This is a genomic window from Chelatococcus sp. GCM10030263, assembly GCF_042666455.1.
GTDB lineage: Bacteria > Pseudomonadota > Alphaproteobacteria > Rhizobiales > Beijerinckiaceae > Chelatococcus.
In genome coordinates this window covers 81,541-105,513 of the sequence record NZ_JBHTDB010000007.1, presented here as the reverse complement: position 1 = coordinate 105,513, position 23,973 = coordinate 81,541, and the positions used below count along the sequence as shown (strand labels likewise).

Here is a 23,973-nt window from a genome sequence, read left to right as displayed (position 1 = left end):
GGGGCTCAGCTTGCCCGTTCGATTGTGGTGACGCCACCCATATAGGGCCGTAGCGCCGACGGAACGGTGACGGAGCCGTCCGCATTCTGCCAAGTCTCGAGCACCGCGACCAGGGCACGGCCCACCGCCGTGCCCGAACCGTTCAGGGTGTGGACGAGCCGCGGCTGCTTGGCCCCGGCTGGCCGGTAGCGTGCCTGCATACGCCGGGCCTGGAAATCGCCGCAGACCGAGCAGCTCGAAATTTCGCGATAGGCCCCCTGCCCCGGCAGCCAGACCTCGATGTCGTAGGTCTTCTGCGAGGCGAATCCCATGTCGCCCGTGCACAGCGTCACGACCCGGTAGTGCAGCTCCAGGCGTTTCAAGACCTCCTCGGCGCAGGCGAGCATGCGCTCGTGCTCGTCGCGCGAAGCCTCGGGCGTGGTGATCGAGACGAGCTCGACCTTGGTGAACTGATGCTGGCGGATCATGCCGCGCGTGTCGCGGCCGGCGGCCCCAGCCTCCGCCCTGAAGCAGGGTGTGAGCGCCGTGAATCTTTTTGGCAGCTCTTCCTCGGAAAGGATTGATTCGCGCACAAGATTCGTCAGCGGCACCTCGGCCGTCGGGATGAGCCAGAGGTGGTTCGTCGCACCGGCAGAAGGCTCGTCCAGACCTGCGTGAACCGAAAACTGATCCTCCCGGAATTTCGGCAGCTGTGTCGTTCCGAACATGGCATCGTCGCGCACGAGAAGCGGCGGATTGACCTCCGTATAGCCGTGCTCGCCCGTGTGGATGTCGACCATGAACTGCCCGAGCGCCCGCTCGAGCCGCGCGAGCTGGCCCTTGAGCACCACGAAACGCGCGCCCGAGAGCTTGGCCGCCGTTTCGAAGTCCATGAGGCCGAGCGCCTCGCCCACCTCGAAGTGGTGCTTGGGCTCGAAGGCGTAATTGCGCTTCTCGCCGTGCCGGTGGCGCTCGACGTTGGCGTGCTCGTCGGCGCCGTCCGGCACCTCTTCGAGCGGTGTATTGGGGAGGGCGGCGATTTCGGCGTCGAGCGCGGTGAGCGCGGCACGCTCCTCGGCTTCGAGCTCCGGCGCCCTTTCCTTGAGCGCCGTCACTTCAGCCATCAGCGCCTGGGCGCGGGCCTCATCCTTCGCCTTTTTGGCCTCGCCCACCTCGCGCGAGAGCGCATTGCGCTGCTCCTGGACGGATTGCAACGCGGCGATCGCGGCCCGGCGGCGGTCGTCGAGCGCGATCAGCCGATCGAGGATCTCCTGCGCCACCTCCGGCGGGGTGCCGCGGCGGAGAAGTCCCCTCATAAAGGGATCGGGATCGTCGCGAATGAGGCGGATGTCGTGCATGGGCCCAGTCGTCTTGCGCCGCCGAGGAATAGGCGGCGCGCCGCAAGGCTCACGTCGCCGCGCGTGCGGCCTCGGCTTCCGCCCGCTTCTTCTCGACCATGCGGACGGAGAAGATGGAAAGCTCGTAAAGGAGGAGCGTGGGCAGGGCAAGGGACGTCTGGCTGATGATGTCCGGCGGCGTCAGCACGGCCGCCACGACGAAGACGCCGACGATGGCGTAGCGCCGCTTGCTCTTCAGGAAAGCGCTGTCGACGAGCCCCGCCCGCGCCAAAAGCGTGAGCAGCACCGGCAGCTGGAAGCACAGGCCGAAGGCGAAGATCAGCGTCATGATCAGCGAGAGATATTCGCTGACCTTCGGCAGCAGCTGGATGGCCGCGACGCCGTCGCCGCCCGCCTGTTGCTGGCCGAGCGAGAAATTCATCACGACCGGCATGGCGATGAAATAGACCACCGCCGCGCCCAAAATGAAGAAAAGCGGGGTGGCGACGAGATAGGGCAGGAAGGCCTGCCGCTCGTTCTTGTAGAGCCCCGGCGCGACGAATTTGTAGATCTGCGTCGCAACCACCGGGAAAGAGAGAAAGGCCGCCCCGAAAACCGCGATCTTGATCTGGGTGAAGAGATATTCGAGCGGCGCCGTATAGATGAGGCGCACGTCCGCGCCCGACCCTGCCGCAAAGACATAGGGCCAGACGAGGATGTTGTAGATCTGCTTCGCCAGAAGGAAGGAGAGGAAGAACATGATGATGAAGCTGATCAAGGCCTTGATCAGCCGCGACCTCAGCTCGACGAGGTGATCGATCAGCGGCGCCCGCGACGCCTCGACCTCATCTCCCTCGGCTTCCGGAGTGGGCTTCTCGGTCTGGCCTTCTGTCACCGTGTCGCTCATGACGAGCTCCCCTCGCCGGAGGAGCCATCGGGGGGCGCCACAGCCACCTTCTTGCGCGGCGCGCGCCTGGTGGTCGTGCCGGCGGCCGCGTCATCCGCCGCAACCTTGCGCGTCCGCGGCTTCCGCGGCGTCGCGGGGCCCACTTCAGCCAAGGCGGTGAGTTCGTCGGGAGCGCCCCTGGCCGTGCGTTTCGCCGGCGCCTTCCGAGCAGGCTTTGTCGCGGTCGCCTCCGGCGGCGCTGCAACGGGGGGCGCCTCGGCCGCGATCACCTTTGCCGGCTCCGGAGCCGGCGGAACAGCGGGCAGCGACAGATCGGCAACCGGCTGGGGCGTCGAGGCGATGTGATCGGCCGTCCCCGCATCTGGAACCGCGTTCTGCACCGTGCCGGGCGCTTCCACCGTCCCATCCGCGGTCACGGCGGCTTCCTCCGAGACAGGCGCTGCCGGCGGCTTGGCTTCGATCGTGTTGCGCAGCTCCTCGCGCACGGTTTGCAGCGGATTGAAGCTCTTGGTCGTCTCGCGGACGCTCTCGACGCTGCGTCTGATGTCGTCGAGCTCGGCCTCACGCATGGCCTCGTTGAACTGGCCCTGGAAATCGGCCGCCATGCGCTTGAGCTTGGTGGTGAACTGGCCGAGCGTGCGTAGGGCCCGCGGCAGATCCTTCGGGCCAATAACCACGAGCGCGACCGCACCAACCAGGAGTAGCTCGCTCCAACCTATGTCGAACATGTTAGGCCTAACGGCGTCCGCCGGTCCGATCGCAAGAATTCAGCAATGCAGCGTCGCCGCCGGTTTCAACGGGCTCAGCCCGCCTTACGCTCACCGACGCCGCTCTCGACCGGCGCACTGGACGTCTGCTGATGTCCGATGGGACGCGGCGGTTCCGCAGCCGTAGACGGCGGCGCCTTCTCGTCATCGTCGCTCATGCCCTTCTTGAAGGCCTTGATGCCCTTGGCTACGTCGCCCATCAGGTCCGAGACCTTACCCCGTCCGAACAACAGGAGAACGATCACGCCGACGACGATCCAATGCCAGATACTTGCTCCACCCATCACCATTCTCCGAAGCGCCTCGTCGGACGCATCACTCGGGCCCGCAAAAGCGGGCGGGAAATTTCCCCGAAACTAGGCGCCTGGAGCGGGGAAAACAAGGACTTCATCATCGTCGGGGCTCAAACCGCCCGGCCGGTCCCGCCGGACGCCAGCCGAGCTCTCGCTGGGTCAACCCTCGTCGTTGCCGCCGGAATCGCCGGCCTGCATGTAGAGATCGTCCTCAAGCGGGCCCTCATCAAGGGGATCTTCGTCTTCGGCGAGCTCAGGAGCGTCACTCGGCAGCGGCACGGAGAAGGATGGCGGCAGGCGTCCATCGATGAAGCCGGCCCCCTTCAATTCATCGAGACCAGGCAGGTCATCGATCGCATCGAGCCCGAAATGGGCGAGGAAAGCGGGCGTCGTGCCGTATGTCACCGGCCGCCCGGGGGTGCGGCGCCGGCCGCGCAGGCGGATCCACGAGCTCTCGAGAAGCGCGTCGATGGTGCCGCGCGACGTGGCGACGCCGCGGATATCCTCGATTTCGGCGCGTGTCACCGGCTGGTGATAGGCGATAATGGCGAGCGTCTCCAGCGCCGCCCGCGACAATTTGCGCGGCTCCTCGATCTCCCGCGCCAAGGATGCGGCGAGGTCCGGCGCCGTGCGGAAGGCCCAGCCCCCGGCAACCCGCACCAGATTGATGCCGCGACCGGCATAGGAGGCCTGAAGCCTGGCGAGGACGGCCTGAAGATCCGTATCCGGCGGCAGGCGGCTCGCCAGATCGGCCTCGCTCACCGGCTCGCGCGAAGCGAAGAGCACGGCTTCCGCGGCCCGCATGGCCTCGGAAAATCGGTGAGCCTCGTCGTGATAGCGGCTGATGCGCTCGATAACGGCTGTCATTTCACCTCCTCCGCAACGGCCAGCGCCTGCGCCCCGCGCCTGCGCACCCAGAGCGGCGCAAAGGCGCCGTCCTGCTGCACGTCGAGAATGCCCTCCCGCACCATTTCGAGGGTCGCCGAAAAAGCCGAGGCCCGGATCGTCGCGCGCGAGCTCGGCTCGACGGCATAGGCCAGAAGAAAGTCGTCGAGCTGGGTCCAGCTACCGGAAATGCCGACGAGGCGCTCCAGCGCCTCGCGCGCGTCGACGAGCGACCAGACGAAACGCTTGCGCAGGGTCATCCGCGCATTCACCCGTTTCAGCCGCTGCCGGGCATAGGCGCTGAGCAGGTCGTAGAGGGTTGCCTCCCAGCGCGGCTTGGAGATGTCGCCGATGGGCTCCGGCGCGCCGCGCGCGAAGACTTCGCGGCCGAGCTGAGGCCGCTCGGCGAGCTTCTTGGCGGCCATACGCATGGCCTCCAGGCGCCGCAGGCGCAGCGCCAACGCCGTGGCGAGGTCGGCTGCGCTCGGCTCGGCCTCCTGCTTCGGCTGTTCGGGCAGAAGGAGCCTGGACTTCAGATAGGCGAGCCAGGCAGCCATGACGAGATAATCGGCCGCGAGCTCGAGCCGGAGGCGCCGCGCCGCCTCGATGAAGCCGAGATATTGTTCGGCCAGCGCCAGAATGGAGATGCGCGTGAGGTCGACCTTCTGCCGACGCGCGAGTTCGAGCAGCAGATCGAGCGGCCCCTCGAAGCCGTCGACGTCGACGATCAGCGCGGCGTCATCTTCGCCGCGTTCCGCTTGCAAGACATCGTCGAAAGCCAATTCGCGAGCCACGACTTCGCTCCCGAGGCAGTGATTCGCCTGAAACGCCAGCTTCTGCGGCTCAGGCCGTCGCGGCAAGTGCAAGCGTCAGGCTCGCCAGCCCGTCCACAGGATCGAAGGGTTCGGGTCCCCCTGCGGTCCGGGCGAGCGCCGCGGCGGCGCGCTGCGCTCCCTCTCCGACCAAGGCAGGCGTGACCTCCGCCACCCGCTGCATTTCGTCGAGACGGCCGCTGCAGTGCAGGACGATATCGCAACCGGCCGCGAGCGCTGCGGCCGCCCTCTCTTCTGCAGAGCCGGACAGCGCGTTCATGGCGATGTCGTCGCTCATCAGGAGGCCGCCAAAGCCGATCGCTCGACGGATGACGCGCGTGATCACGGAAGCCGAGGTCGTGGCCGGCTGCCGGTCGTCGATGGCCGTGTAGACGACATGCGCCGTCATGGCGAGCGGCATGTCGGCCATCAGCCGGAAGGGCACGAAGTCATGGCCTTCGAGCTCCGCCAGCGACGCTTCGACCACAGGCAAGGCGTGGTGGCTGTCGACGCCCGCGCGTCCATGGCCGGGGATATGCTTCATCACCGGCAGGACGCCGCCAGCCATCAAGCCCTCGGCTGCCGCCCGTCCGATCTCGGCGACCATTTGGGGATCCGGGCCATAGGCGCGATCGCCGATGACGGCATCTGCCCCAGGCGCTGGAAGATCGAGCACGGGCAGGCAATCCACCGTGATGCCGAGCTCGAAAAGGTCATGCGCCATCAGCCGGGCGCCGAGCCGAGCGATCTCCAAGCCGAGGGCGGGATCGCGCGCATAAACCTCGCCATAGGCACGCCCCGGCGGATAAGCCGGCCAATGCGGGGCCTTCAGGCGCTGCACGCGACCGCCTTCCTGGTCGACCAGGATGGGCGCCTCGTCACGCCCTACCGCTTCGCGCAGTTCGGTCGTCAGCGCCTTCACCTGCGCGGGCGATTCGATATTGCGTTTGAAGAGAATGAAGCCCCAGGGGTTCGCCTCTTGGAAGAAGAGACGCTCCTCGGCCGTGAGGCGAAGGCCCGCGCAACTGGCGATCATCGCACGCATGCTGGAGACCTAGCTCGGATGCTTCGCCGTCACGCGCAGACGCCCCTCGCCATCAGTTGCGCGCCACGAAACATTGCCCGCCGGAGGCCTGCAGTCGCGTGCACAAGGATGTGGCATCCTCCCGCGAGAAGGGTCCGATGCGCAGGCGATAAATCGTCCGGTCGTTGACCTCGGCCTTGCGAATGAAGGGCTTGTAGCCGCTGAGGTCCGCATAGCGACGCTGCAGCGACGAGAAGAGCTCGCGCGCGTCCTTCTCGCTGCTGGGTGCTGCGAGCTGGACAGCGAAGTTGCCGCTCGTGCTCGTCGGCGCCGCGTTCGTCTGGCGGGCGGGCGGGACCTCGATCGGACCGGCGGGCGTGGGCGCGATCGGTGCGGCCGAGGCCACGCGCTGCGCCGGCGGTGTGATCCGCAGAGGTGCACGGGTCGAAGGCCGCGCAGGCGCAGGTGGCGCAACATGCGGCGCTTCGGCAAGCGGCTCGTTCGCTGCAACCTGGGCCGCCGGCGGCGTGGCATTGGCCGGGGTCGGGTCCGCCGGCATCACAGGCGCCGGCTCGGGCGTCGGGGTTGGCGCATCCGAAATGATGCTGCCGTCAGGCCGAACCGAGACCGTCTTCACACGGCGCGGCTCGCCGAGGATGTCGGTCGGCGAACCAGCCCCAGGCGGCAATACGGCCGGCGCGGTCTGGTCCGATATAACGGGCGGGGCAATGGACGCGACCGACTGGTCGGGGCCACCGGCCGGCCCGATCGCCCCCGTCGCCTGCGTGGTATCAGCGGCGGCCGGCGCGGACGAGGCCTCTTGGCGCAACGCCTGATTGACGTCGAGCGGCTGCTCCTCCCGCGAGACGATCTTCGTCGTCGCTGCGACCGGATCGCCGATGTGATCGTAGATGGCGTTGTTCTGAGCCGGCACGTCGACGCCGCCGGGATTCTGCGGCTCGACCTTGACGGGCTGGTTGTCGGCGGTGATGAGCGGCGGGCCGTCACCGGAGGCGCCCGTGCCGCCACGGAAGACGAGAGCCGATGCGACGCCGACGGCCGCCATGCACAATATGAGGGCGACGGCGATCAGGCCCTTGCGCGAACGTCGCTCCGGAAGAGCCGTATCTTCGTAATTGGCCGTCTCGTCGTAGTTGTCGGAGGCGTAGCCGTCGTCGGGGTGATAGTCGTCGTCCCGTTGGCCGTAGCCGTCATCATAGGCGTAGGCGCCGCGCGGGCCATACTGACCGTCCGCCGGGTGAAGGTCCGGATCGGCCACCGCAGGATGCTGAAACCCACCGTTCTCGTTCGATCCGCCTGCGGGCAGCGAGCCGCGCAGCAGGGGATTGTCATCAAAGCCACTGTCCTGCGGGTTGGAGTGCACCGCCCGCAATGGTGGCCCAGCACGAGGAGGAAGCGGCTGCGCGGGGCGCCCGCCATAAGCTGCGATCGGGCCGTCATCAGGCGGCGCCCGCCTGTCGTCGGCCAGGAGACCGCGGAAGGGATCGTCCTGCCCAACGATGCGCGCCAGCTCGGCAAGCGGATCGTCGCCACCGGGCAATTGGGTATTGCCGGTCGAAGAGAATCTCGGTTCGTTGCCCTCGAATGGGAAATCCCGGGCGAAACGAGCTTTGTTTCTGTCAATCATGGGCGCAGTCCGAACTCGCGGCGCAGCCGAAGGAGCCGCCCCTTTCAAACCTCTCGCTCAGCCTACGACCTTTTGGGCGAGTCAGCGACTCGTTGTCGCAGTTCCCTCTTAGGACGCGGCTAGCGCATCTCTTCCGGTGCCGCAACGCCAAGTATTGCAAGACCAGACGCAAGGACCGACCGAACAGCTAGGACTAAGGCCAACCTTGCTGAAGTCGACTCTCGATCGTTAGAATTAATAAATCGTAATTGCGGGGCATCTTTGCCCTTATTCCATAAACTATGAAAGGTACTTGCCAACTCATACAGGAAAAAGGCGACCCTATGCGGCTCATGGGACGCGGCTGACGCCTGAACGATCCTGGGATATTGAGCGAGCGTCCGCAGGAGATCGATCTCGGCCTCGTCATTCAAGCGAGAAAAGTCGGCAAATGCAAGGGCCTCACGCGAGAAAGGCACATCGACCGCCGTCTCGGCGGCCTGCCGGAACACCGACGCGCAGCGGGCATGGGCATACTGCACATAGAAAACGGGATTGTCCTTCGACTGTTCGACCACTTTGGCAAGGTCGAAATCCAAAGGCGCATCATTCTTGCGGAAAAGCATCATGAAGCGCACCGCGTCGCGGCCCACCTCGTCGATCACCTCACGGAGCGTGACGAAATCGCCGGAACGCTTCGACATCTTCACCGGCTCGCCATGGCGCAGCAGGCGCACCAGCTGGCACAGCAGCACCACCGCCCGTGCCTCGCCCCCGCCGATAGCCCGGGCCACCGCCTGCAGGCGCTTCACGTAGCCGCCGTGATCGGCGCCGAGCACATAGATGAGCTCGCGAAAACCGCGCGCATGCTTGTCCTCGAGATAAGCGACGTCAGCCGCGAAATAGGTGTAGCTGCCGTCCGACTTCATCAGCGGGCGATCGATGTCGTCGCCGACCTCCGTCGCCCGGAAAAGAAGCTGCTCGCGGTCTTCCCAGTCTTCCGGCAATTGCCCCTTCGGCGGCGGGACCCGGCCGCGGTAGACATAGCCCCGCTCCGTCAGGTCATCGATCGCCTGTTTAATGGCGCCGCCGTTTTCACCATGCAGCGTGCGCTCGGAGAAAAACACGTCGTGGTGGATGCCGAGCGCGGCGAGATCGTCGCGGATCATCGCCATCATCGCGTCGATGGCGGCATCGCGGATGATGGGCAGCCATTCCGTCTCGGGCATCGTGGTGAGGGCCGGGCCGAAGCGCTCGGCAAGCGCCGTGCCGACCGGCTTTAGGTAATCGCCCGGATAGAGTCCCTCGGGGATGGCGCCGATATCCTCGCCCAGCGCCTCGCGATAACGCAGAAAGGCCGAGCGAGCGAGAACCTCGATCTGTCCGCCCGCGTCGTTGATGTAATATTCGCGGGTGACGCTATAGCCGGCGAAGGCAAGCAGGCTCGCCAAGGCATCGCCGAAAACCGCGCCGCGGCCGTGGCCGACATGCAGGGGGCCGGTCGGGTTGGCGGAGACATATTCCACATTCACCGGCCCGCCACCGGCCGGCGGCGCGGCACGTCCGAAATCCGTTCCGGCGGTGAGGATCGCCTTGAGCACATCATGATAGAGGCTCGGCACGAGCGTCAGATTGATGAAACCCGGCCCTGCCATCTCGGCCTGCGCGATGCCCGGGGTCGCGGCGAGCGCCTCCGCCAGCATAGCGGCGAGCGCGCGCGGATTGGTTTTCGCCTCTTTGGCGAGCACCATGGCCGCATTGGTCGCCAGATCGCCGTGGCTCGCATCGCGCGGCGGCTCGACGACCACACGCGACAAATCGAGGTTCTCCGGCAGACGGCCCGCGGCCGCCAGATCACCGACGACGGCGGCGACGCGCCGCTGAAAGAGGTCGAACAGGTTCATGCTGCTTTCCGGTCGAAAGGCACTGTCGCCTCTGCCTTGGCATGCCTCATGGCCGGCCACCAGCCGCGCGCGGCCCGTCGCGACCTCAAAGCTTGGCCACAATGCCTTGATTTTGCAGGGCAATCCTATGGATTGCACGTGTCCTCGGCTGTTCCCTAACGCAAATCCGGTGTTGCGTCAAACAACCGGCGGTGCTCGTCGAGGGCGTAGCGGTCGGTCATGCCGGCAATATAGTCGGCAACCCGGCGGGCGAGCCGTGCGCCACCGGCACCAGTGAGATCCGCCGCCCATTCCGCCGGCATGAGGCCGGGATCGGCGACGAAGCGCCGAAAGAGATCGCGCACGACCTGATCGGCCTCGCGGCGCACCGCCATCACCCGCGGATGCCGATACATATGCGGATAGAGAAAGGCTTTGATCCCGGCCTCCGCATCGGCCATGGCGGGAGAAAAGGCCACGACCGCGTGAGGCGCGGCCCGTATGGCATCGGCGCCGGCCGGCGCGAGCGTCGCGATCCGCCGCTCGCTCTCGCCGATCACATCCTCGACGAAGCGCGTGATGATGCGGCGCACGAGTTCGTGGATGACGCGCGAACGTTCCAGCCCTGGATGCAAGCGATCGATCTCACTCAGAATGGCACCGAGGAAGGGCACCTTGCGCATGTCGGCGAGATCGAACAGCTCGGCGCGCAGGCCATCGTCGATGTCATGGGCGTCATAGGCGATATCGTCGGCAATCGCCGCCGCCTGGGCCTCGGCACTGGCGAAGGTGGCGATTTCGAGATCGTGAAGGCGGCAGTAATCGAGGATCGCGCCGGGCACGCCCTCGTCCCGATAGCGCCCGGTCGGTTGCCCCGCCGCATCGAGGAGCGGTCCGTTGTGCTTGACGAGCCCCTCCAGCGTCTCCCAGGTCAGGTTGAGCCCGTCGTAGGCCGCATAGCGGCGCTCCAGCCTGGTGACCAGCCTGAGCGCCTGGGCATTGTGGTCGAAGCCGCCGAAGCCAGCCATTTCGGCGTCGAGCGCCTCCTCGCCGGTATGCCCGAAAGGCGTGTGGCCGAGATCGTGAGAGAGGGCGAGTGCCTCGGCCAGATCCTCGTCGAGGCCGAGCGCACGGGCGAGCGCCCGGGCGATCTGGCTCACCTCAATGGTATGCGTGAGGCGCGTGCGGTAATGGTCGCCCTCGTGATAAACGAAGACCTGCGTCTTGTGCTTGAGGCGCCGGAAGGCCGTCGAATGGATGATGCGGTCGCGATCGCGCTGGAAGGGGCTGCGCGTCGGCGAATCGGCTTCCGGGAAAAGCCGGCCGCGGCTTTTGCCGGGATCGCAGGCATAAATCGCTCGCCATCTCTCGCCGTGAGGTCGCACGCTCGGCTCCGCCGTTGAAGGATGATCCACGGGCACTTATCTTGGCGGTGGAATAGGATGCAAGCGTGACCGCGTCGCAGCGAGCGGCGGGATGGGCCACGGGCGTCAGACCCAAACGAGCAGGTGCAACGGACATGAACGCGATCACCCTTACCGACCGGGCCGTGGCGCGTATCAACCAGGTGCTCTCGCATGAAGAGGCCGGGGCGATGCTGCGCATCAGCGTCAATGGTGGCGGCTGCTCCGGTTTCCAATATGCCTTCGACGTCGACCACGCCCGGCAGGATGACGATCTCATCCTCGAGCGCGACGGTGCGGTCGTGCTCGTCGATCCGGTCTCGCTCGAATACATCGAAGGCTCGGTCATCGACTTCGTGGACGATCTCATCGGCCAGTCCTTCAAGATCGAGAATCCGCACGCGACCGCTTCCTGCGGCTGCGGCACCTCCTTCTCCCTCTGACATCACCGCGCCGAAACGCACAGAAAGACCGTCTCGTCCGATTTGAAGCGGCGGCGGTGGTTCTCGCCGTCATCCGGGCAGGATAGTGTGGTCCACATTCATTTTTGAAGGACCGCGTCATGCCCCGGCGCTCGAAAGCCCTGTTCCTCTCCGCCGTTTCTTTCGCCGCCCTCGTCGGGCTGGCCCCGCTAGGCACCAAGCTCGCAACCGAATGGGTGGTGGCGCAGCTCGCCCGTCAGGCGGGCGCGACCGTTGCAGACATCAGCGCCGATCCCTTCACCGGGCGGGTAACCCTGGGCGGTCTCGCCCTGCCCGTCGGTACGGGCAGCCTTGCGGTCGGCAAAGTGGCGCTCAGCGGCGGTTTCGCCCTGTTCCCGCCAGCTCAGGCGGCCGAGGACGTGACGCTCGAAAATGTCTCGCTCACCTTCGGACCGGCCACCTACCGCATCGCTCGCGTCGAAGTCGCCGGCTCCAGTCTGGATCGCGCCGGGCTGCAGGCCATCTTTGACGGCTCCTCGGCCGGCGAACCGCTCGCGGCCCGCTTCGCCAAGCTGTCGGCGACGAGCGCGACCATGCCGGAGGTCCAGTTCGAACAGAGCTTGACCTTCGGTTCGGTCACGACGACGTCCAAGGGCCGCTACGAGAATGTCGTCGCGCGCGATATCGTCGACGGACGGGCCGCTCTCATCACCGTCGAGCGCGCCTCCACGACAACCACCACCGAGGACGCCGCCAAGCCTGCCAGCGGCGAGCAAACGTTGGCAGAAAAGCCCTCGGAAACGTCTGCGACCATGGGTGTCTTCGAAGTCCACGACGTGGATCTGGCCTTTCTGATCCGCCAGTACACCGAGGGCGCGGGCACCGGCCCCAATCCTCCGGTCCGCGTTTACGGGCCCTTCAAGCTGAGCGGAGTGAGCCAGATCACGCGCCAGGGAACCCAGGACATCAGCAAGGTCGAGATCAGCGAGATATCGGGCGATGGCTTCACCGGCCATCTGAGCGAAAAGCCGTGGCTGTCGCTGATCGAGAATTTGAAGCGGGAGTTTGGTGACGCAAACGCGTCTGACTCCACTCAGCCAGATCAAGCCTTCGACATGCTCCACAGCCTTGGAGACATGATGAGCAGCATCGATTCGGGCGCGGCGGCCATCAAGGGCATCTCGGTCGAGCAGATCATGCCGCAGCCGGTGAAATTCCAGATCGGCGCCTTTGAAATGGGCTTTTCACGGGAGGCTCCCGCGCAAGGTGCGAGCCCGCTTTACCCCGCCCAAGGCGGCGTGCGTTTCGCCTTCGACAAGATCGCCTTCAGTCTGCCGCAGGATGCCAAGGCCGACATGACCCAGCACCTCATCGCCATGGGGTACAAGGATTTGTCGCTTTCCCTTGCCTTCGAAGGGCGGTTGAACGAGGCAGGCGAGGAACTGGTGATCAACGATTTCTCGCTGTCCGGCGAGAACATGGGCAAGGCGACGGTAAGCGCCCTGCTCGGCAATGTGACCGACGACCTCCTCTCGACCGACGAGGCCGTGCGCCAGACTGCGATCATGGGGCTGACAGCCAAGAATCTGGCGGTCACGGTGCAGAACGGCGGCTTCTTCGACCGGCTGTTCTCGGAACTCGCCGCCCAGCAGAACAAGACGCCGGACGCGCTGAAAACCGAATACAGCATGATCGCCATGGTCGGCGTGCCCGGCTTTCTCGGTGGTTCGGCCGATACGAAGGCGCTCGGCTCGGCCATCGCGCGCTTCATCGCCAAGCCTGGGGAACTCGACGTCAAGGCCGTGGCCAAGGATCCTGCCGGCTTCGGCCTCGCCGATTACGGTGCGACCGGCGGCCGGCCCGCCGACATTCTCGAACAGCTCGAGATCAGCGCCGAGGCGAAGTAGCCGCTCGCTCCGGCGCGGGCGCCTGGTCCGCCGCCTGCGCCTCAACCACGGCCACCGCCGTCATATTGACGATGCCGCGCGTCGTCACCGACGGCGTGAGGATATGGGCGGGCTTTGCCGGGCCGAGGATGATCGGCCCGACGGGCAGCGCATCCGCCAAGATCTTGGTGAGCTGGAAGGCGATATTGGCCGAATCGAGATTGGGCATGATGAGGACATTGGCCGCGCCCTTGAGATGAGACGACGGCAGGACCTTCTCCCTGATCATCTGCGACAGCGCCGTATCGGCCTGCATTTCGCCGTCCACCTCCAGCGACGGCGCGCGATGGCGGATATAGGCGAGCGCCCTGCGCATCTTGAGGGCGCTTTCGGTGTCGGCCGATCCGAAATCCGAATGGGCGAGCAGCGCGATCTGCGGCTCGATGCCGAAGCGCCGCACATGTTCGGCGCACATCAGCGTCATCTCGGCGATTTCTTCGGCGCTCGGATTGTCGCGCACATGGGTATCGGCGAGGAAGTAGTGGCCCTGCGAGGTGATGATGAGGCTCATCGCCGAGAGCGCGCGCTGGCCGGGCGCCAGGCCGATGATGTCCTCGATATGCCTGACGCGGGATGAGAAGCGCCCCTCCAGCCCGCACAGCATGGCGTCCGCCTCGCCGCGCACCACCGCAAGGGCCGCAATGACGGTGGTATTGGTGCGCACCAGGGTCTTGGCCGCATCCGGCGTGACGCCGCGGCGGCCGGCGACTTCGAGATAGGTCGCGACATAATCCCGGTAGCGCGGATCATCCTCCGGATTGATGAGCTCGAAGTCCTTCTCCACCCGGATCGAGAGGCCGAAGCGCTTGAGCCGCGTCTCGACGACGCTCGGGCGGCCGATCAAGACCGGCCGGGCGATGCCCTCCTCGATCACCGCCTGGGCGGCGCGCAGCACGCGCTCGTCCTCGCCCTCGGCATAGATCACACGTTTCGGATCGGTCCGCGCTTGGGCGAAAACCGGCTTCATGATGAAGCCCGAACGGAAGACGAAGCGTGTGAGCGATTCGGCGTAAGCCGCCATGTCGCCGATCGGTTTCTGCGCGACGCCCGAATCCATGGCAGCCTGCGCCACCGCCGGCGCGATCCGCAGGATAAGGCGAGGATCGAAGGGATTCGGAATGAGCGAATCCGGGCCGAAGGTGTGGAGTTCGCCGCCATAGGCGCGGGCCACCACATCGGAGGGCGCTTCCCGTGCCAGTGCCGCGATGGCCTGGACAGCGGCCGCCTTCATGGCTTCGTTGATGGTGCGGGCACCCACGTCGAGCGCCCCGCGGAAGATATAGGGGAAGCACAGGACGTTGTTGACCTGGTTGGGATAGTCCGACCGCCCGGTGCAGATCATGGCATCCGGCCGCACCGCCACCGCCTCCTCCGGCATGATTTCCGGATAAGGATTGGCGAGCGCGAGAATGAGCGGCTTTTCGGCCATGAGCTTCAAAAGCTCGGGCTTCAGCACGCCGCCGGCGGAGAGGCCGAGAAAGATATCGGCGCCGCCGATGACGTCGGCGAGCGTGCGCGCCGTGGTCTTCTGCGCATAGACCGCCTTCCAGCGGTCCATCAGGGCCTCGCGGCCCTCGTAGACCACGCCCTCGATATCGGTGATCCAGATATTCTCGCGCTTTGCCCCCAGCGCGACCAGAAGATTGAGGCAGGCGAGCGCCGCTGCCCCCGCTCCCGAGGCGACGATCTTGACCTCGCCGATCGGCTTCTGGGCGAGCGCCAGCGCATTGGTGACGGCGGCCGCGACGATGATCGCGGTGCCGTGCTGGTCGTCATGGAAGACGGGAATGCCCATGCGGGCTTTGAGCCGCTCCTCCACCTCGAAACATTCGGGCGCCTTGATGTCCTCGAGATTGATGCCGCCGAAGGTTGGCTCGAGCGCGGCCACCACATCGACGAGCTTTTCGACATTGGTCTCGGCGACCTCGATGTCGAAGACGTCGATGCCGGCGAATTTCTTGAAGAGGACGGCCTTGCCCTCCATCACCGGCTTGGAGGCGAGCGGCCCGATATTGCCGAGGCCGAGCACGGCGGTGCCGTTCGAGACGACCGCCACGAGATTCTGGCGGGAGGTGAGCTCGGAGGCCTCTGCCGGATCGGCGGCGATCGCCTCGCAGGCGGCAGCCACACCCGGCGAATAGGCAAGGGCGAGGTCGCGCTGGTTGCCGAGCGGCTTCGTCGGCTGGATCTCGAGCTTACCGGGACGTGGGTAGCGGTGGTAATGGAGCGCTCCGGCCTTCAGATCCTTGGATATCTCAGCAGCCATCTCGCAAGCTCCCGCCCTGCCGGTGGACAACATCGTTTAGTTCAGGTTCTTGTGCGCGTGAAAGCGTGACCGCGTCAATGTCGCTCAAGCTTGTGCGAGCGTCGCAGGCGGGAGAGGAACGGACGGATGCGGCTTCTCGACAAGCTGACGGCACGGCGCAACCCGCATAACGAGACGCGCCTGCATCTGGATAAGCTCGTTCGGCGGCACGGCGCGTCCGTCGGCGCCTATTCCTACGGCCGCCCGAAGGTGCGCTTTGCCGACTGGGGCGGCAAGCTCACCATCGGCCGCTACTGCTCCATCGCCGACCAGGTCGAGATCATGCTCGGCGGCAACCACCGCGGCGATTTCATCTCCACCTACCCCTTCTCCGCCTTCCGCGAGCGCTGGCCGGAGGCGCCCGCCGGCAACGACCATCAGGGGCCGGCCGGCGATGTCGTCATCGGTCATGACGTGTGGATCGGCTCGGGTGCGCTGATCCTGCCGGGCGTCACCATCGGCTCCGGCGCCATCATCGCGGCGCGCGCCGTGGTCAGCCGCGACGTGCCGCCCTATGCGGTCGCGGCCGGCGTGCCGGCCCGCGTCATGCGCCGGCGCTTCGACGATCAGGCGATCGCGGCCCTTCTCGATTGCGCCTGGTGGGACCTGCCGCGCGAGGAGGTCGCCGCCCTCATTCCACTCCTCCAGAGCTCTCGCGTGGAGGAATTCGTGGCCGCCGTCAGATCCCGACGGAGCCGGGCGCCTTGAACTTCTCGCCCAGAAGCCGCGCCTTCAAGGCGAGCGCCGGCTTCTCAACGCCATACCAGGACAGCGCCGCCACCAGCAGCGTGAGCAGGACCGCGATCGGCAGCATCACCGGAATGGCCACATCCGGGAAATATTGCTGCAGCGTCTGCTGGATCGGCCAGCCGTAGAGATAGGTGCCGTAGGACAGATCCGCCTTGATGTTGAAGGCCGGCGACGACAAGCCCGGCGCGACGGCGAGATAGATGAAGCCATAGGCTTCGGTGATGAAGAGCAGCGCCTTGTAGAAGGCGCCTCCATGGGCGAGCCAGGTCGCGACGACGAGCACGGCCAGCAGCACCGCCGAGACCCGCACCCGATCCCGAAACAGGTAGAGCACGGCCCCCGCGCCGAAGAGCAGCGGCAGGCGCAGCGATGTTTGCGCGGCCTTGCCCGCATCCGGCACCAAGGCATCGAGCAGCACGACGGCCACGGCGAGACCCGCGACGATGGCGAGCGCGAGCAGGCGCCGCTCGACGCCGACAGCGACCCCGAAAGCGAGCACGCCGAGATAGCAGAGCACCTCGTATTTCAGCGTCCAGACGGTCGCGAGCGGAAAGGGCATGGGGTTGTCGGCGAAGACGCCGGGCAGCGCACCGGCGCTCTTGAAGGCTGTGAGCGTCGTCACGACGAAGCGCGGCACCCGGGGGTCGGACCAGTATTCGGCGGCGCTGAGGGTGGTCAGCGCTGCACCGCATAGCGTCATGACGAGGGTGACGACGATGAAGGCCGGCGCGATCCTGAGCGTGCGCGCGACGATATAGTCGCGCCAGCCGCGCCGCGCGAAACTCATCGTGACGAGAAAGCCGGAGATGGCGAAGAAGCCGTTGACCGCGTGCTCACCCAAGGTGAAGTCAGTTGTGATGTGAAGCGGCTCGTTACCGCCGGTCGAGACGCTGAAGGCATGCGAGACGACCACCGCGAGCGCCAACATCAGCCGCAGCAGGGTGAAGTTGTCGTAAGGCCGTGCCATGGCGGTCGCGAGCGTCGGCGCGGCGGAGAGAAACTTGGCCGGTGCGGCGGAAGTCGTCGTTGTGGATGTCATTGCCGGCAAAGATGGATGGTGAAATCAGCCCGGCACGCCCCCTGCGGGCCGGCTTCTCCGCTCACCTGTGACCTGTGACGCCCCGGCATGCAACCCCTATTCCCCGAGCCCCTCGCGCGCCAAGGCATCGGCACCGCGCCATGCAGCAAACGCCCCGGCGGCCGAGCCGCCGTAGCGCGCCATGCGGCGGCGATTGAACACGAGGGCGGCCCCAAGGGCCTTGACGGCGTTCCTGGCCAGCATGGCGGGTGCTGGATCGGCCAGGCCGTATTTCCGACTGACATAGGCGCGCGACCAGGCCTGATGCCAGCGCGCGCGATAAATCCGCCCCGGCGCCGGCGCGCTGGAGCCGCCGCGGCCATGGCGTGCAACGGCCGCATGCACGTGGACGAGCGCGTGGCCGGCGTCGGCCATGCGGCGGCAGAGGTCATCGTCCTCGTAGAAAAGGAAGATCTTTTCGTCGAAGCCGCCGAGCGCCAGAAAGGCATCGCGGCGGACGAGAAGCGCCGCGCCGGAAAGAAAAGGCGCGCAGCAGTCCCCCTCTGGCAGGCGCAGGATGCCCGCGTCGTTGTGCAGATAGGGCGACAGCAGCGACCGCGGCTGAAAGAACAGCCGCCCATCGGCCTCGACGAGCCGCGGCGCAAGCAGGCCCGCTTCGGGATAGCGCCCGGCAGCGGCGACCAGCGCGGCAGCCGCCCCTTCGTCGAGCACGACATCCGGATTGACGATGAGGACGAGCGGCGTGTCGGCGGCGGCAACGCCGCGGTTGTTGGCCCGGCCGTAGCCCTCGTTCATCGCATTGCGCAAAACGCGAGCGCCCAGCCGTTCCGCCAATTCAGCCGAACCGTCGCCGCTTGCATTGTCGACCACGATGGCCGGCACCCCCTCCCACTGCAATGCGCCGAGACAGTCCGGCAGCGCATGGGCGCTGTCATAGGTCACGACGACGGCGGTGAGCGGGGAGGCATTCACAGCCGTTGCGTTCCGGATACCGCCTCGGAGAGCACAGGACCATCAATCGAATGCATCAAGGTCGAATGGGGCTTCCTGAGCGGCGATCGAGAGCGCCTCTCTCCCCCCTTGAGGGGGAGAGCTGGAGAGGGGGGTGACCAGGGAAGGCATAGAGCGCGGCTGCGGAAAGATCCGGCGGCACTCCCAATACCCCCCACCCTACCCTCCCCCTCAAGGGGGGAGGGATTGCGCGGTAGCAGCCGCCAGGCGGTCATTCGCCCGATGGTGCGGTTCGATAGCACCGCGAGCCCGTCACTTCGTCTCCGGCAGGTTCAGCCGGATGTGCAGCTCACGCAGCTGCCGCGGTGAGACTTCCGACGGCGCGCCCATGAGCAGGTCGAGCGCCTGCTGGTTCATGGGGAAGAGCGAAATCTCCCGCAGGTTGGTCACGCCGCAGAGCAGCATGACGATGCGGTCGACGCCCGCCGCCATGCCGCCATGCGGCGGCGCGCCGTATTGGAAGGCCCGGTACATGCCGCCGAAGCGCTCGATCACCGTCTCCTCGCCGTAACCGGCGATCTCGAAGGCCTTGAGCATCGTGTCCGGCCGGTGATTGCGGATACCGCCGGAGGCGAGTTCGTAGCCGTTGCAGGCGATGTCGTACTGAAAGGCCTTGATGGTCAGCGGATCCTGGCTCTCCAGCGCCTCCAGCCCGCCTTGCGGCATCGAGAAAGGGTTATGCGAGAAGTCAACGCGCTTTTCGTCCTCGTTCCATTCATACATCGGGAAATCGACGATCCAGGCGAGCTCGAAGCGGTCGTGATCGACCAGATTGAGCTCCTCGCCGACCTTGGTACGCGCCGCGCCTGCAAATCTGACGAACTTCGCCGGGTCGCCCGCGACGAAGAAGGCGGCGTCGCCCTCCTTGAGACCGAGCTGGTCGCGAATCGCGGCTGCCCGCTCTGGCCCGATGTTATTGGCGATGGGACCGGCCCCCTCCCCGCCCTCGCGCCAGAAGATATAGCCGAGGCCGGGCTGGCCTTCGCCCTGAGCCCAGGCGTTCATGCGGTCGCAGAAGGCGCGCGAGCCGCCGCTCGGGCCGGGAATAGCCCATACCTGGTTCTTCTGATCTTCGAGCAGGCGCGCAAAAACCTTGAAGCCCGAGCCGCGGAAATGCTCCGACACGTCCTGCATCACGAGCGGGTTGCGCAGGTCCGGCTTGTCCGTGCCGTATTTGCGCATGGCCTCGGCATAGGGGATGCGCGGGAAGGACTGGGTGACCGGCTTACCCTCGGCGAAATCCTCGAAGACACCGCGGATGACAGGCTCGACGGCCGCGAAGACATCCTCCTGCGTCACAAAGCTCATTTCGAGGTCGAGCTGATAGAACTCTCCCGGCAGCCGGTCGGCACGCGGGTCCTCGTCGCGGAAGCAGGGCGCGATCTGGAAATAGCGATCGAAGCCCGACATCATGATGAGCTGCTTGTACTGCTGCGGCGCTTGCGGCAGCGCGTAGAATTTGCCGGGATGGAGCCGCGACGGCACGAGGAAGTCGCGTGCCCCCTCCGGCGAGGAGGCGGTGAGGATCGGCGTCTGGAATTCGAAGAAGCCCTGCCCTTTCATGCGCCGGCGCATCGAGTCGATGACCGCGCTACGCGTCATGAGATTTTTGTGGAGCTTCTCGCGCCTGAGATCGAGGAAGCGGTATTTGAGCCGCGTCTCCTCGGGATAGGGCTGATCGCCGAAGACCTGCAACGGCAGTTCCGCCGCCGGGCCGAGCACCTCGATTTCGGTGACATAGACCTCGACAGCCCCGGTCGGCAGATCCGGATTGTCGGTGCCCTCGGGCCGGGCGCGGACTGTTCCGTCGACGCGCACCACCCATTCGGCGCGCAGCGCCTCCGCCGCCTTGAACGCCGGCGAATCGGGATCGATCACTGCCTGGGTGAGGCCGTAGTGATCGCGCAGATCGATGAAGAGCACGCCGCCGTGGTCGCGGATGCGATGGCACCAGCCGGACAGGCGAACTTTTTCGCCGATGTCGGTCGCGCGGAGCGCGCCGCAGGTGTGAGTGCGGTAGCGATGCATGTCCGATGCCGCCAGAAGCTGCGGGGCCTCGGCCCCGGGAGTGAACCGTTGCAGCGCGGACGCGCTGTACGGATGAAGCGCCGGAAAAGTCCACGAGACGTCGATCTTGTCAAGGATGGGCGCGACAAGTCGCTCCGGCTCGGCTATAGCGCGGTTTCATGGATCTGATCGACACAACTGAAAAGCTCAAGGCTGCCTGCGCGCGGCTCAGCCAGCACCGCTTCGTCACCGTGGACACCGAGTTCCTCCGGGAGACGACCTTCTATTCGAAGCTTTGCCTGATCCAGATGGCGAGCGACGAGGAAGCGATACTGGTCGACCCCCTGTCGCCCGAGCTCGACCTCGCCCCCTTCTTCGCCTTGATGACGGACGAGGCGGTGGTCAAGGTTTTCCACTCGGCCCGACAGGACGTGGAGATCGTCTGGCAGAAGGGGGGCATCATCCCGCACCCCCTGTTCGACACCCAGGTCGCCGCCATGGTCTGCGGCTATGGCGATTCCGTCTCCTACGAGCAGCTCGCCAATGACCTCGCCAAGGCTCGCATCGACAAGTCGTCGCGCTTCACGGACTGGTCGCACCGGCCGCTCAGCGAGCAGCAGCTCGCCTATGCCCTGTCCGATGTCACGCATCTGTGCACGGTTTATCAGGCGCTGTCGGCCGAACTCGCCCGCACCGGCCGGGAAGCCTGGCTCGAAGAAGAGATGGGCGTTCTCACCTCCCCCGCCACCTATGAGATGAAGCCCGAGAATGCCTGGATGCGGCTGCGTGGGCGGGTGAAGAAGGCGCGCGATCTTGCCGTTCTCATCGAGGTCGCCGCCTGGCGTGAGAAGGAGGCGCAAGCGCGCGACGTGCCGCGCTCGCGCGTGATGAAGGACGACACCGTCATCGATATCGCCACGCATACGCCCCGCAGCATCGAGGCGCTCGGCGGGTTGCGGTCGGTGCCGAACGGCTTCGAGCGCTCGCGCGGCGGCGCCGACGTGCTGGCTGCGGTCGAGCGTGGTCTGTCGCGCGATGCCAAGACTGTCCCCGCCATGGAGCGGCCGCGCGGCAAGGCGGCGAACGGCGCGGTCCTCGAAATGCTCAAGGTGCTCTTGAAGGCGATTGCCGAGAACGAGCGCGTCGCCCCAAAAATACTCGCTACCGTGGACGACCTCGAAGCGATCGCCGCGAGCGACGATGCGGACGTGCCGGCGCTGCGCGGTTGGCGCCGATCGCTCTTCGGCGAACGGGCGCTCGCCCTGAAACACGGCCGCCTCGCGCTCGCTGTCCGTCGTGGCCGGGTGGCTTTGCTGGACTGCTGAGCCGGTGTAGCGAACGCGTGCGACTGCGGACGTGCAGCCGGTGCCAACTCCGGCTCTGCCGCGTTGATGCAGCCCCGCCCAAATGTGACGAATAACAGTATTTTACAGTATATTTTCATGCAAACCTCCACCTCTGATGATTAAGAGAAAGCCTGTCCCAAATACGCCGCATCTCGGGCGCAACTTTGCCGAACACTTCGGGCATAAAATTGTCGACTGCGAAGTAACTCGGGATGTGAAATGTTTGAATATTCAAAAATACAAAGAATCGAAAAAATAGACCCAACCGGCGACAAAAGTATTGATGCATTTCTAGGGAATTTCTACGTAAATTCTTTTGAAAAAACATACTCCTTCCCTAGGAAGGAAGAAATGACCCACCTCCCCTTCACGACCGAGAATGGCATCGAATCCGAGCTTGGCGAGGATGAGGAGGATTTGTCGGGGGCTTATTTGCCGATGCCGCCGGACGGACGGCAAGCCATTCGTTTTGCGCTGAAGCAGATTACGGAACTGGTCCACGTCCGGTTCGTGGAGGAAACGCAGTCACCGGCCGATGCCGATATCCGCTTCGCATTGACCAAGGGATTGACCCATCTCGGGAGTACCGACCGCGCTCTTCCTGTCAGCGTTCAGCAGGATGTCTGGCTGGACGCAAGACCGCTTGCGACCGCATCCTTTCTCGGCAGCGGCTTCCACACAACAGCCCTCCATGAGATCGGCCATACACTCGGCCTGAGCCATCCTCAAGGCGACGGCAGCTCTCAGTGGGCGGTAGCGACGCCGGACGCTGACACGCAGAGCAATGCCATCATGACCTACACGGGCCAGATGGCCTACACCTTGAAGTCCCCGCCGACCACCGACCAGCTATTCGGCGAAAAACGCGAATGGCTCAACGCGCTATCCATCTGGTTGCCCCAGTCCCCGATGCCCGGCGACGCCGCGGCCCTCTGGGCGCTCTATTCTCCCAATTACACGACCCGCAAGACGGATACGGCCTACAGTTTTAGCCCGGAGACCGGCGAAGTTTTCGCCGACAAGGTCGGTTTCGGCGTGCCGCAGGTGCCGAAGCCCTATCTGATGATCTGGGACGCCGGCGGCCGCGACTGTTACGATTTCTCCAACTGGAGCCACCGCCTCGTGGCCGACCTGCGTCCAGGCGAGGCCACGACCCTGCACACCCTCGTTTCCGACCTCAGCTTCCAAGGGCTCGATATCGTCGCCCGCATCGTCAACGCGCCGCTCTTCAAGGACGATCCCCGCTCGCTGATCGAAGACTGCATCGGCACGCCCGAGGACGACCGCATCCATGGCAATGCTGGCGCAAACCGCCTGTGTGGACGTGGGGGCGACGACGTCATTTCAGGCGATGCAGGCAGCGATACCCTGGTCGGTGGCGAAGGCGAGGATATTCTCTATGGCGACGACGGCAACGACACCCTCATAGGCGGCCGCGGTCGAGACATCCTCGTCGGAGGCGAGGGCGATGACCTGCTCTACGGCGGCCTGGGTGACGATGAACTCGATGGCGGCCGAGGCAACGACATCCTCTTCGGCGGCCCCGGAAACGATACCTTGGCCATAGGCAGCGGAACGGACCGGCTGAGCGGCGGCCCCGACAGCGACACTTTCGTGCTACGCGCAATGACCGGGATAATCACCATCGCCGATTTCACGCCTGCCAGCCGCGGCAAGGACCGCGACGTCATCGGGATCGCTAAACACGGAGGTGGCAAAAGCGACGCCGAACGGCTGCTGGCCACCGCCCGGCAAACAGGCCAGGATGTAGAAATACCGATGGACGATGGCGGCAAACTCGTGCTCGCGAAGGTGGGACTTCCCGAGCTCTCGCTCGCCGATTTCGAATATGTGGTGCCGCTGTAGACACATGCCCGCAGGATGGGGCGCCGGCTCGCGAGGTCATCGTCCTCTCGTTTTCATGACCTTGGCAGACCACAGACGGCAGAAGGGCTTCGCTCGCCGTGAAGCCCGGCTACCTGAAAGCGAAGCGCCCCAAAAAGCCGTGCAGTTCGCGCGACGAAGGATGCGAGCTCAGGGATTGAATTCCCGTTATCGAGAGATCGCGCGGCAAGGCGGCGAACAGCGCCGTGGCGCTTCGGGAAAGACGATCACGCCTGTCCCCGCGGCTCCCCCGGCAATCGACGGCCGGCGGCCCCACACCGTAGCGCCCCTCGATAACGCAAGCTGGCTTCCGTCTGTAAGCGTGGGGCGCGACGCCTCATGCATC

General features: G+C 65.7%; 19 protein-coding genes. 5 read left to right on the top strand and 14 right to left on the bottom strand.

All coding sequences use genetic code 11. From position 1 onward, the window contains the following. Positions 1-5 precede the first annotated feature (5 nt). The 10 genes from serS to ACFQU1_RS16655 form a co-directional block, all read right to left on the bottom strand. Complete coding sequence (gene serS, locus ACFQU1_RS16700; RefSeq protein ID WP_378134639.1) at positions 6-1,337, bottom strand: serine--tRNA ligase; 1,332 nt, start codon at positions 1,335-1,337, stop codon at positions 6-8. A 49-nt stretch (positions 1,338-1,386) separates the two neighbouring features. Beyond that, complete coding sequence (tatC, locus tag ACFQU1_RS16695; RefSeq protein ID WP_378134637.1) at positions 1,387-2,223, bottom strand: twin-arginine translocase subunit TatC; 837 nt, start codon at positions 2,221-2,223, stop codon at positions 1,387-1,389. Further along, on the bottom strand, positions 2,220-2,951 hold the full coding sequence (gene tatB / locus ACFQU1_RS16690) for a Sec-independent protein translocase protein TatB (RefSeq protein ID WP_378134635.1): 732 nt from the start codon (positions 2,949-2,951) through the stop codon (positions 2,220-2,222). Before tatB ends, tatC begins: the two co-directional genes overlap by 4 nt. Positions 2,952-3,025: 74 nt before the next feature. Further along, complete coding sequence (locus tag ACFQU1_RS16685; protein ID WP_378134632.1) at positions 3,026-3,274, bottom strand: twin-arginine translocase TatA/TatE family subunit; 249 nt, start codon at positions 3,272-3,274, stop codon at positions 3,026-3,028. Between the two features lie 168 nt (positions 3,275-3,442). Beyond that, positions 3,443-4,150 (bottom strand): SMC-Scp complex subunit ScpB, encoded by a 708-nt coding sequence (gene scpB, locus ACFQU1_RS16680; RefSeq protein ID WP_378134630.1) that lies wholly within the window; start codon positions 4,148-4,150, stop codon positions 3,443-3,445. Next, positions 4,147-4,962, bottom strand: a complete 816-nt coding sequence (locus ACFQU1_RS16675; protein ID WP_378134628.1) for a segregation and condensation protein A — start codon at positions 4,960-4,962, stop codon at positions 4,147-4,149. The genes scpB and ACFQU1_RS16675 overlap by 4 nt, the downstream gene beginning before the upstream one ends. A gap of 49 nt (positions 4,963-5,011) precedes the next feature. Next, a complete protein-coding gene (gene nagZ, locus ACFQU1_RS16670; RefSeq protein WP_378134626.1) occupies positions 5,012-6,025 on the bottom strand; it encodes a beta-N-acetylhexosaminidase in 1,014 nt (337 codons plus the stop codon). Positions 6,026-6,077: 52 nt separating this feature from the next. Continuing rightward, a complete protein-coding gene (locus ACFQU1_RS16665; protein ID WP_378134624.1) occupies positions 6,078-7,652 on the bottom strand; it encodes an SPOR domain-containing protein in 1,575 nt (524 codons plus the stop codon). 119 nt (positions 7,653-7,771) lie between these two features. Next, a complete protein-coding gene (gene argS, locus ACFQU1_RS16660; RefSeq protein WP_378134622.1) occupies positions 7,772-9,535 on the bottom strand; it encodes an arginine--tRNA ligase in 1,764 nt (587 codons plus the stop codon). A gap of 155 nt (positions 9,536-9,690) precedes the next feature. Further along, positions 9,691-10,899 carry a deoxyguanosinetriphosphate triphosphohydrolase gene (locus ACFQU1_RS16655; protein ID WP_378134620.1) on the bottom strand — a complete coding sequence of 403 codons (1,209 nt, stop codon included), beginning with the start codon at positions 10,897-10,899 and terminating at the stop codon, positions 9,691-9,693. 134 nt (positions 10,900-11,033) lie between these two features. Between ACFQU1_RS16655 and erpA the strand changes: the two genes are divergently transcribed. Continuing rightward, positions 11,034-11,360, top strand: a complete 327-nt coding sequence (erpA, locus tag ACFQU1_RS16650) for an iron-sulfur cluster insertion protein ErpA (protein ID WP_378134618.1) — start codon at positions 11,034-11,036, stop codon at positions 11,358-11,360. Positions 11,361-11,479: 119 nt separating this feature from the next. Next, a complete protein-coding gene (locus ACFQU1_RS16645; protein WP_378134616.1) occupies positions 11,480-13,246 on the top strand; it encodes a hypothetical protein in 1,767 nt (588 codons plus the stop codon). Here ACFQU1_RS16645 and ACFQU1_RS16640 read toward each other — a convergent pair. Further along, entirely contained in the window at positions 13,227-15,551 is a 2,325-nt protein-coding gene (locus ACFQU1_RS16640; RefSeq protein ID WP_378134614.1) for an NADP-dependent malic enzyme, read from the bottom strand. The two genes, ACFQU1_RS16645 and ACFQU1_RS16640, sit on opposite strands and share 20 nt — an antisense overlap. Before the next feature lie 126 nt (positions 15,552-15,677). Between ACFQU1_RS16640 and ACFQU1_RS16635 the strand changes: the two genes are divergently transcribed. Further along, positions 15,678-16,298, top strand: coding sequence for a CatB-related O-acetyltransferase (locus tag ACFQU1_RS16635; RefSeq protein ID WP_378134612.1), 621 nt, complete (start codon positions 15,678-15,680; stop codon positions 16,296-16,298). On the opposite strand, the gene ACFQU1_RS16630 is transcribed toward ACFQU1_RS16635, so the two are convergent. From ACFQU1_RS16630 to aspS, 3 genes are all read right to left on the bottom strand, one after another. After that, positions 16,270-17,379, bottom strand: a complete 1,110-nt coding sequence (locus ACFQU1_RS16630) for an acyltransferase family protein (protein ID WP_378134610.1) — start codon at positions 17,377-17,379, stop codon at positions 16,270-16,272. The genes ACFQU1_RS16635 and ACFQU1_RS16630 overlap by 29 nt on opposite strands. A gap of 96 nt (positions 17,380-17,475) precedes the next feature. Continuing rightward, on the bottom strand, positions 17,476-18,351 hold the full coding sequence (locus ACFQU1_RS16625) for a glycosyltransferase family 2 protein (protein WP_378134608.1): 876 nt from the start codon (positions 18,349-18,351) through the stop codon (positions 17,476-17,478). A gap of 291 nt (positions 18,352-18,642) precedes the next feature. Beyond that, on the bottom strand, positions 18,643-20,418 hold the full coding sequence (aspS, locus tag ACFQU1_RS16620; RefSeq protein ID WP_378134606.1) for an aspartate--tRNA ligase: 1,776 nt from the start codon (positions 20,416-20,418) through the stop codon (positions 18,643-18,645). Between the two features lie 158 nt (positions 20,419-20,576). Between aspS and rnd the strand changes: the two genes are divergently transcribed. Continuing rightward, positions 20,577-21,722, top strand: coding sequence for a ribonuclease D (gene rnd, locus ACFQU1_RS16615; RefSeq protein WP_378134604.1), 1,146 nt, complete (start codon positions 20,577-20,579; stop codon positions 21,720-21,722). A gap of 240 nt (positions 21,723-21,962) precedes the next feature. Next, positions 21,963-23,609: a reprolysin-like metallopeptidase gene (locus ACFQU1_RS16610; protein ID WP_378134602.1), complete on the top strand. Its 1,647-nt coding sequence runs from the start codon at positions 21,963-21,965 to the stop codon at positions 23,607-23,609. Positions 23,610-23,973 lie beyond the last annotated feature (364 nt).